The 7,781-nt window shown below is 70.5% G+C and carries 6 protein-coding genes and 2 pseudogenes; 7 read left to right on the plus strand and 1 reads right to left on the minus strand.

Features of this window, described 5'->3' with window-relative positions:
• Positions 1-362 precede the first annotated feature (362 nt).
• From ACIGG8_RS36040 to ACIGG8_RS36065, 6 genes and pseudogenes are all read left to right on the plus strand, one after another.
• Entirely contained in the window at positions 363-1,634 is a 1,272-nt protein-coding gene (locus ACIGG8_RS36040; RefSeq protein ID WP_396552844.1) for an alpha/beta hydrolase family protein, read from the plus strand.
• A gap of 178 nt (positions 1,635-1,812) precedes the next feature.
• Positions 1,813-2,016, plus strand: a complete 204-nt coding sequence (locus ACIGG8_RS36045) for a hypothetical protein (protein WP_396552845.1) — start codon at positions 1,813-1,815, stop codon at positions 2,014-2,016.
• The gene (locus ACIGG8_RS36050) at positions 1,971-3,242 is read left to right on the plus strand and encodes a DUF4158 domain-containing protein (protein WP_396552846.1); all 1,272 of its coding nucleotides are present in this window, start codon (positions 1,971-1,973) and stop codon (positions 3,240-3,242) included. The genes ACIGG8_RS36045 and ACIGG8_RS36050 overlap by 46 nt, the downstream gene beginning before the upstream one ends.
• A gap of 152 nt (positions 3,243-3,394) precedes the next feature.
• Positions 3,395-4,951 carry a serine/threonine-protein kinase gene (locus ACIGG8_RS36055; protein WP_396552847.1) on the plus strand — a complete coding sequence of 519 codons (1,557 nt, stop codon included), beginning with the start codon at positions 3,395-3,397 and terminating at the stop codon, positions 4,949-4,951.
• Positions 4,952-5,358: 407 nt separating this feature from the next.
• A pseudogene (locus ACIGG8_RS36060) lies at positions 5,359-5,576 on the plus strand (recombinase family protein); the annotation flags it as partial.
• Between the two features lie 6 nt (positions 5,577-5,582).
• Positions 5,583-6,110: a helix-turn-helix domain-containing protein gene (locus ACIGG8_RS36065; protein WP_396552849.1), complete on the plus strand. Its 528-nt coding sequence runs from the start codon at positions 5,583-5,585 to the stop codon at positions 6,108-6,110.
• 244 nt (positions 6,111-6,354) lie between these two features.
• Here the strand turns inward: ACIGG8_RS36065 and ACIGG8_RS36070 are convergent, their stop codons facing one another.
• Positions 6,355-7,119 carry a sporulation protein gene (locus tag ACIGG8_RS36070; RefSeq protein WP_396552848.1) on the minus strand — a complete coding sequence of 255 codons (765 nt, stop codon included), beginning with the start codon at positions 7,117-7,119 and terminating at the stop codon, positions 6,355-6,357.
• Between the two features lie 213 nt (positions 7,120-7,332).
• On the opposite strand from ACIGG8_RS36070, the pseudogene ACIGG8_RS36075 reads away from it, so the two are divergent.
• A pseudogene (locus ACIGG8_RS36075) lies at positions 7,333-7,781 on the plus strand (dipeptidyl aminopeptidase); the annotation flags it as partial.

Below are 7,781 nucleotides of genomic sequence, written 5' to 3' on the forward strand. Positions count from 1 at the left end.
CCGAGGGGCCGCGGGCCCGCCCAGGGGCAACCCCGGCCGGGGACAACCCCGCCCAGGGCGCCCGCGTGCCCCTTCAGAACGTCTGATGGGACGTCAGATCCCGGCCCGACGCCGAAGGCCCGCGCGTCAGCGCGGGCCTTCGGCGTCGGGCGGGAGGCGGGGAATCAGCTGCCGGGCGGGGCTCCGAAGGTACGTCGGTAGGCCGCGCGGTTGCCGCAGGCTCCCTTCGGGGCCGGACGCCGCCGTCATACCGCAGTGCTACAGGAGGACTTGGCACCCCGGTATGACGGTTTCCGTTCCTCCTCGCCCGTACCGTCGCCCGTGGTGAAAGCGAAGGCGGAACCCCACGAGGAGGAACGGCGATGAACAGGCGAGGACGGGTCGTGGCGGCGGTGCTGCTGGCGGCGACGGTGACACTGGGCGCGGCCGGCGCACCGGGCGCGGTGGCGGCATCGGGCCGGGGCACCGAGCAACAGGCCGGGGCCCGGCTGCCGCAGGCGACCGGGCCGTACCCGGTCGGCACGACGTCGCTCCAGCTCACGGACGACACCCGGGACGACCCCTGGAAGCCCGGGCAGCACCGCACACTGATGATCAGCTTCTGGTACCCGACCACCCGGCCCGCCACCGGCGACGACCGCGCGCCGTACATGGCCCCCGCCGCCGCCGACCACTTCGGCAGCGCCGGGAGCGTCGCCCAGAGCGACTACGGCTTCGAGCCCGGCCGCACCGACTGGGCGGGCATCCGCACCCACGCCCGCGCCGACGCGCCCGCCCTCCCCGGCGGCAAACGGCCCGTCGTGCTCTACTCGGCGGGGTTCGGCGACCCGCGCACCTGGGGCACCGGCCTGGTGGAGGACCTCGCCTCGCGCGGCTACGTCGTCGTCACCGTCGACCACACCTACGACGCCTCCGAGGTCGCCTTCCCCGACGGGGACCTCGCCACCTCCGTCTTCCCCGCGCTGATGGCCCAACCCGGGCTCGACATCGGCGCCCTCCTGCGCAAGACGCTGCAGACCAGGGTCGACGACACCCGGTTCGTCCTGGACCGGCTCGCCGGGCTGCGCCACGACAAGCAGCTGCCGGCCGGCCTCGCCGCAAGCCTCGACCTCGACCGGATCGGCATGGTCGGCCACTCCGGAGGCGGCTCCACGGCCCTCCAGACCATGCACGACGATCCGCGCCTCAAGGTCGGCGTCAACCTCGACGGCCAGCTGCACTTCCCCGGCCCGGACGGCACCGGAGTCCACCTGCCCACCGTCGCCGAGGACGGCCTGACCCGCCCCTTCCTGCTCATGGGCACCCAGAACCCCGACTCCGGCAGCTACCACCAGCAGCCCGGCTGGGACGCCCTGTGGCAGCACAGCACCGGCTGGCACGCCGATGTCACCCTCACCGGCTCCCGCCACAGCTCCTACACCGACGCGCAGTCCCTGCTGCCCCAGCTCGCCCGCCAGGGCGCGATCAGCGGGGAGAAGCTGACCGAGGACGTCGGCGACGTCCGCCCGGACCGCGCGGTGCTCGCCACCCGCTCGTACGTCGCGTCGTTCTTCGACCGCTGGCTGCGCGGCCAGGACGACCACCTCCTGGACGGCCCGTCGCCGCGCTTCCCCGAAATGGTCTACGAGCGGTAGTGCGCATGGGGAGACGCGTGTGACGGCCCTCGGCCCCGGTCGCTTCCGACCGGCCCGAGGGCCGACGGGCGGCCGCGACGGGGGGTGCCGTTAACGACCGTGTCATGAGTCGCAAATGCGGGTGATCTTTGGTTGTTTGTCCGTGTTGACCTGGGGTTGTCCGGCATGATGCGAGGCCATGGGGCGGCAGCCGGTGGGCATGGACGAGCTGGTGGAGCACTGGACGGTGCTCGATGACGAGGCGGACCTGGTCGCGGGGAAACGCGGTGGGACGCGGGTGGGCTTCGCACTGCTGCTGAACTTCTACACCCGGCAGGCCGGTTCCCTCGGGGCCGGGTGGACTTCCCGGACGAGGTGGTGGAGTTCGTCGCCCGGCAGATGAACGTGCCGGCCGCCGACTTCGAGTTCTACGAGTGCTCTGGGCGGTCGATCGAGTACCACCGTGCCCAGATCCGCGAGCACCTGGGCTTTCGGGTGTGTTCGGTGCAGGACGCGGAGAAGCTGACGGCTTGGCTGGCCGGCAACGTCGCGCACGCCGAGCGGAATCCGGACCGGGTGCGCGAGGAGCTGTTGAAGCGGTGCCGGGAGGAGTTCATCGAGCCTCCGGCGCTGGACCGGATCACGCGGATGGTCCGCTCCGCCCTGCACACCGCGGAGGAGACCTGGTTCACCACGGTCTTCGCCCGGTTGCCCGAGCCGGTGCGGGAGCGGGTGCTGGCCCTGGTGGCGACCGCGCCGGAGGCGGCCGAGGACGCGGACCGCGCCGTGGGCGACCAGGACGAGGAGTCGGTGCTGGCGCTGGTGAAGGCGTTGCCGGGCAACGTGAGTCTGGAGTCGATGCTGCGGGAGATTCGCAAGCTGACGGCGATTCGGGCGATCGGCCTGCCGGCCGGGCTGTTCGCGGACGTGGTGCCCAGGGTGCTGACCGGCTGGCGGCAGCGGGCGGTGGTCGAGTCCCCCTCCCACCTGCGTCGGCGCTCGCCGGAGTCGGCGGTCACCCTGCTGTCCGCGCTGCTGGTCGAGCGGGAGCGGGAGGTGACGGACTGCCTGGTGGGCCTGCTGATCGCCACCGTGCACCGGATCGGCGCCCGCGCGGAGCAGAAGGTGACCAACGAGCTGATCAACGCCTTCAAGCGGGTCTCGGGCAAGGAGAACCTGCTGTTCCAGATCGCCGAGGCCTCGCTCGCCAAGCCGGGCGGCGAGGTCCGCGAGGTGGTGTTCCCGGCGGTGCGCGGGGGCGAGCAGATGCTCAAGGAGCTGGCTCACGAGTACCGGACGAAGGGCCCGGTGTACCGGCGCACGGTGCAGACCACGTTGAAGGCGTCCTACACCAACCACTACCGCAAGGGCCTGATCGAGCTGCTCGGAGTGCTGGAGGTTCGCTCCAACAACTCCGCCCACCGGCCAGGGACCGACGCGCCCGCCCTGGGTCATCGCGCACCACCGCCGGCCATCCCGAGTCCGCCCAGGTCGGCGCGGCCGATCTCCAAGCGGGAGGCGAGGTTGAGACAGCAGGTCGAAGTCCATCGGGCACAGCGGAAACCCTGCGCGAACGGCACTCGACGACACCGCTCCGCAGCCAAAGACGCGCCGGGCATGGAAAGCTGATCCGGACCAGGGTGGCCGCCTCGGCGAGCCCCTTACTCTTTAGCGGGTTTCTGGATAACGGGCATGCCGCCCTCGCGGTCGCGTCATGATCCCCATCGCGCCGGTGCGGCAGCAGGAGGGACAGGAATGTTCGAAACGGGGGAGGCCTGACGATGCAAGACCAGCTCCTCGGGGACCGCTACCGGTTGGTGCGGCAGCTCGGCGCGGGCGGCATGGGACAAGTATGGGAGGCGCAGGACGAGACGCTGGGCCGGAACGTCGCGGTCAAGGTGATCTCCCTACTCGCCGGTGGCGGAAGCCTCGGAGACGAGGCCCGCACCAGATTCCTGCGCGAGGCACGGATCACCGCCCAACTGCAGCACCCCAACATCGTGACCATCCACGACCTCGGCGAGACCGGCGCAGGAAACGAACGGGTCCCGTTCCTGGTGATGGAGATGGTCCGAGGCGAGGGCCTGGAGGCAATACTGCGCCGAGGTGTCGTCACCTTGCCGGACGCGGCCCGATGGGGCGCACAAATATGCGACGCGCTTGCCGAGGCGCACGCAGCCGGAATCGTGCATCGGGACATCAAGCCGTCCAACATCCTCATCACGCCTTCCGGCACCGTGAAGGTCCTCGACTTCGGCATCGCGAGGGCGGCCGATCCCTACGCGACCGCGGACCGCCTCACCCAGACCGGTTTCATCGTGGGCACTCCCCCGTACATGGCGCCCGAACAAGCACGTGGATTCCCGGAACCGCGCAGCGACCTGTACGCCCTTGGCTGCCTGCTCTACGAGCTGATCACCGGTCGGCTGCCGTTCCAGGCTCCCGACGCCATGGGCTACCTCTCGGCCCACCTCAACGAGGAACCGCCTGCCCCCAGCTCGGTGTCCACGGGCGTCCCATTCGCGTGGGACGATCTCGTGCTGAGGCTGCTGCACAAGGACCCTGCCTTGCGGTATGCGGACGCAGCCGACATCGCCCAGGCCCTGCGACGACTCGACCATTCACTCGGGCACACGCCACCAACAGGCGAATCCACCCCACCCCCCACCATGCCAGCCACGACTCCGCTCCCGTCCGTCGGCCCCTTCGACGTGTCCTGGACCGGCATGGAGCTCCTGTCCACCTACACCCGTGCGCCGGCGGAAGACGAGCCGGACTGGGTGAAGTGGGCCGGAACGTCCCTGGGGGTGGTCGCAATGGTCCTCCTCGTCGTGGGGGCGGGTTCCGGCTGGGGGCGCGACGAGGGGGTGCTGGAACGCTGGGGTTGGGGGATCACCGTAGTTGCGGGCTCGGCTTGCCTCGTGTTCATGGCCAGCAGCTACTTGGTATGGGCTCGGCGGAGGGACGACCATGCGTTGAACAACAGGGAGGGCTGGAAGCTGCATGTCGGTCCGAACTACCTCGTGACCACCAGTTCCACCGAACGCCGTGAGTTCACGTGGGATCAGATCCAGCGCGTCACCATCGAAGAGATCCACAGCAACTACGGACCGGTGCACACCGGTATCCACGTAGAGCTTGCACCCGGGGTCGCCCCGCAAGGGAGACCGCACCCGGCGGGATGGCCGCCCTACCCCGGAGGAAATAACATCACGGTTCGCGACGACGGCCGCCTGCCCGTCTGCGTGCTCGGACCGATGGCTGAGCAACAACGCACCGAATTGAACCAGGCGCTCACCATGTACGGCGGCCAACGCTGGTCAACACCCGACGGCTGAGCTTCCGACGCCCCGGACGACGTCTATGTCACTCCGCCGGTGGACGAACACCTCCCAGTCGAATGGCAGCCGGGGGCGGAATCGGTCGATTCCGCCCCCATGTGCCGATCCATTGGCGAGAGGTGGACATACTGGGGCATTTCGGGGCGTCGATCCAATCCGCTCCGCTCCGCAATTGCGCCTCCCCATTCCGCCCCCCTTAAGGTCACGTTCTGGCGTCCGCTGGAACGGCTTGGAGGGGGACGGAACATCACAGACCGTCTGTATCTGCGGCATTCCACGGATAAGCGGACCACTGCCCGTCAAGTCCGTGCTCTGGACAGTCTGCTCAAGTCCGGCGCTCCGAAGTACGAGGACCCGGCACGTCGTCCCGGGTCTACGCGATCAACCGCTCCGGGTTCCGCCGACTGCTCGATGAGGCGGCGGTCGGCGACACCATCCGCATCGCCGACGCGGCCAGGTTGTTCCGCTCGACCAAGGACGTCATCCAGATCCGGGAAGCCCTCCAGCAACCGGGCTGCACCTGCAGATCGCCACCGACGCGTGGTCCGGCTTCGACCTGGCGGCCGACGACCCGCAGACCAAGCCGTTCGTCACCATGCTCGCCGGGGTCCTGGAGTTCCGGCGCGACATGATCTCGGAGAACTCCAAGGAGGGCGTCGCCGCCGCGGAGGCCGCCGGCAAGACCCTCGGCCGTCCGGCAGCCCTCGATGAGAAGGCAGTGGCCGAGGTGGTCGAGGCGTACGGGGAGGGGACTGCGGTCAAGGCGCTGGCACGGCGGTACGGGGTGGCGCCCAGGACGATCCGCCGCGTTCTGGACGCCACCAGCGCCCGCGAACTTCCCAAGCAGCTCGACGCAGCCCTGGCCGACCTCGGCGACCAGCAGCCCACACCGGCGCCGAACCCGGCGGTGGTGCTCGACCTGCCCGGCCTGCTCGCCGACCACCTGCGCGCTGCCGGCGACGAGACCGCCCGGCAGGCGCTCGCCACCGGCCGGACCATCCGCCGCGGCCAAGGCCACTCGATCCGCCTCGCCGCCCCGCTCGAACTCCACCGCGCGGCACTGCAGCAGAGCACCGCCCTCGCAGCCGACAGAGCCAGCCCGGCTGAGCGAAAGGCCCGCCGGGTCTACGCCACCCGCATCACAGCCGCCGAGTAGTCAGGAGCCCGTTTGCGGCTCCTGACACGATCGTTAACGGCACCCGACGGGGGTGCGGCCGCCCGCCGCGCGGACACCGCCGTGCCCGTGCACCCGGTGATGGACAGGCAGGACCAAGGGCACTGAGAACCGCTGAAGGCTCCTCCGGTCGTACCGGGGGAGCCTTCACCGTTCACCCCGTCATGGCGGCGCGGACGCCGGCGCCGGAGCGCCGGAGCTGCCGGGTGGACGGTCCCGCGTGCGGTCAGTGGCCCAGCACGCCGCGGATCCAGCCGTCCACCGTGCCGGTCAGGTCGTGTTGGCCGGCTGCGTGGTCCAACAGGAACGTGCGCACCGAGTCGCCGCTGTGGAACATGCCGCGCTTGTCGAACTCCAGCACCACCTCGACCCGGTGCGGGTCGGTGACGAAGGACAGCTCGATCTCGTTGCAGCGCCGGGCGAACTGCGCCGCCGCCTTGTACTCGATCTCCTGGTAGAACGGCAGCGTCTGGCCCGTGCCGTGGATCCGCCCGGCCTCCAGGTCGGCCCGGTGGAAGTGGAAGCCGAGCGCCGCCAGCGCCTCAAGTACCCGTTGCTGCACCGGGAGTGGCTCCACGGCGAGCGGGTCGGTGTCCCCCCGGTCCAGCTGGCCCGCGATGTCCACGTCGGTGCGGACCCCGAGCACCATGCCCGCCAGGTGGTGGCCCCCGATCGCCGTCAGCGGCGTCTCCCACGGCACGGGGAAGGCGAACGGGACGGCGCGCCGCTCCCCGGCGGCCAGCCGCATCGGGCCGCAGACGGGCACCCGGGCGAACTCCTTGACGGTGTGGCTCTCGCCGTCCTCGTGCTCGACCTCGACCCGGGCGGCCAGGCACAGCGTGATGCCGTTGATCTCGGCGTCGCGGTCGCCGCCGACCAGGTCGACCTGACCGTGCACGGTGCCGCCGGGCCGGACGGTCGGCGTGGACAGCACTGTGTCGACGGTGGGTCCACCGACGCCGAGGGCGCCGAGAAGCCGCTTGAACACCATCCGGGTACTCCTGACAGGGTCGGGGACGCGAGCGCACCGATCGTACTTTGCCTGCGCTTTGCCTCCGGCGGGCGGTCCCCGCCCGGGCGTCTCTCGCCGGCCCATCACCCCGAACCCCGCCTAAGCACAGATATTTGCTTCCAGGGGCACGGGGGTCTACAGTCCTCTTCGCAAGCACAAATCTGTGCTTGCGAGCGAAGGGGAGTGTGCGTGATGAAGCAGCTGCTGTTCCCGGACAACATCCAGTTCTGGTACGAGACCCTGCGCTCGATGAGCCACATCGCCTACGGCGGCGCGGACTTCGGCGAGGTCGTCTCCACCGCCGAGCGCATCACCGAGGGCGACTACGGAAGCTGGTACACCGAGTGGCTGGCCACCGCCGACCGGGTCTCCCACGACGCCGGGAAGGCACTGGCGGCCGGCCACACGGTCAGCGCCCGGGACGCCTACCTGCGGGCCTCGAACTACTACCGCTCGGCCGAGTTCTTCCTCCACGGCCACCCCTGCGACCCCCGCCACGACCACGCCTACGACCGCAGCGTGGCCTGCTTCCGGTCGGCGGCCGCCCTGTTCACCCCGGTCATCGAGCCGGTCGAGATCCCGTACGAGGACACCACCCTGCCCGGCTACCTCTACCGCGCCGACGACTGCGGCACGCCGCG

Origin of the sequence: Kitasatospora sp. NPDC085464 (assembly GCF_044541955.1) — a bacterium.
In the GTDB taxonomy this organism is placed as follows: Bacteria; Actinomycetota; Actinomycetes; order Streptomycetales; family Streptomycetaceae; genus Kitasatospora.

Excerpts from the sequence above, each read along its gene's own strand:
- ACIGG8_RS36040 (WP_396552844.1), top strand. The coding sequence starts at position 363 with ATGAACAGGCGAGGACGGGTCGTGGCGGCGGTGCTGCTGGCGGCGACG.
- ACIGG8_RS36045 (WP_396552845.1), top strand. The coding sequence starts at position 1,813 with ATGGGGCGGCAGCCGGTGGGCATGGACGAGCTGGTGGAGCACTGGACG.
- ACIGG8_RS36055 (WP_396552847.1), top strand. The coding sequence starts at position 3,395 with ATGCAAGACCAGCTCCTCGGGGACCGCTACCGGTTGGTGCGGCAGCTC.
- ACIGG8_RS36065 (WP_396552849.1), top strand. The coding sequence starts at position 5,583 with ATGATCTCGGAGAACTCCAAGGAGGGCGTCGCCGCCGCGGAGGCCGCC.
- ACIGG8_RS36070 (WP_396552848.1), bottom strand. The coding sequence starts at position 7,119 with ATGGTGTTCAAGCGGCTTCTCGGCGCCCTCGGCGTCGGTGGACCCACC.